1 protein-coding gene is annotated in these 683 nt (G+C 67.9%); it reads left to right on the top strand.

Going from position 1 to position 683, the window contains the following annotated elements:
• On the top strand, positions 1 to 549 hold a 549-nt coding region (locus MOV75_RS40775), incomplete at its 5' end, for a DUF1800 family protein (RefSeq protein ID WP_247008506.1).
• Positions 550 to 683: the final 134 nt, after the last annotated feature.

The raw sequence follows: 683 nt of genomic DNA, 5'->3' as shown, positions 1-683 counted from the left end.
GACCTCGCCGCGCATCCGGCAACCGCGACCCATGTCGCGACCAAGCTCGCGCGCCATTTCGTCGCCGACGAGCCGCCGCCGGCGCTCGTCGAGCAGATGGTGAAGACTTTTCGCGACACCGAGGGCGATCTCAAGCAGGTCGCGATCGCGATGGTGTCATCGGACGAGGCCTGGCGCGCGCCGCCGTCGAAGCTCAAGCGGCCCGGCGAATGGGTCGTCGGCATGGTGCGCACGACCGGCATCACGCAGGTCGATCCGGTCCGCTTCACCGGCGGCCAGGAGCTGCTCGGCGAGCCGCTGTGGCGTCCGTCCGCGCCAAAAGGCTATCCGGATGACGAGGCGAGCTGGATCGACGGCGTCGGCCGGCGGCTTGACGTCGCCAACAATTTTGCCGAGCGCATCAGCGGCATGTCCGATCCGCAAGCCATCATCGAGGATGTCTTCGCATCGCAGATCACCTCCGAGGTGAAGCAGGCGGTCGGCCGCGCCGAGAGCCGGCAGCAGGCGCTGGCATTGCTGTTCATGTCGGCGGATTTTCAGAGGAGGTGAGCATGGGCTCCGTCAATCACCTGCCGACGCGGCGCGAGCTTCTGGTCGGTTCCGGCGCGCTGTTCGCATGGAGCCAGATGCCGCGGATCGCGCGCGCCGAAGGACGCGATCCGCGCCTGCTCGTCATCGTCCTG

Source organism: Bradyrhizobium sp. PRIMUS42 (assembly GCF_023006515.1).
Lineage (GTDB): Bacteria > Pseudomonadota > Alphaproteobacteria > Rhizobiales > Xanthobacteraceae > Bradyrhizobium.
Note: the sequence above shows the minus strand (reverse complement) of the source record. Positions and strands in the feature narration are given on the sequence as shown.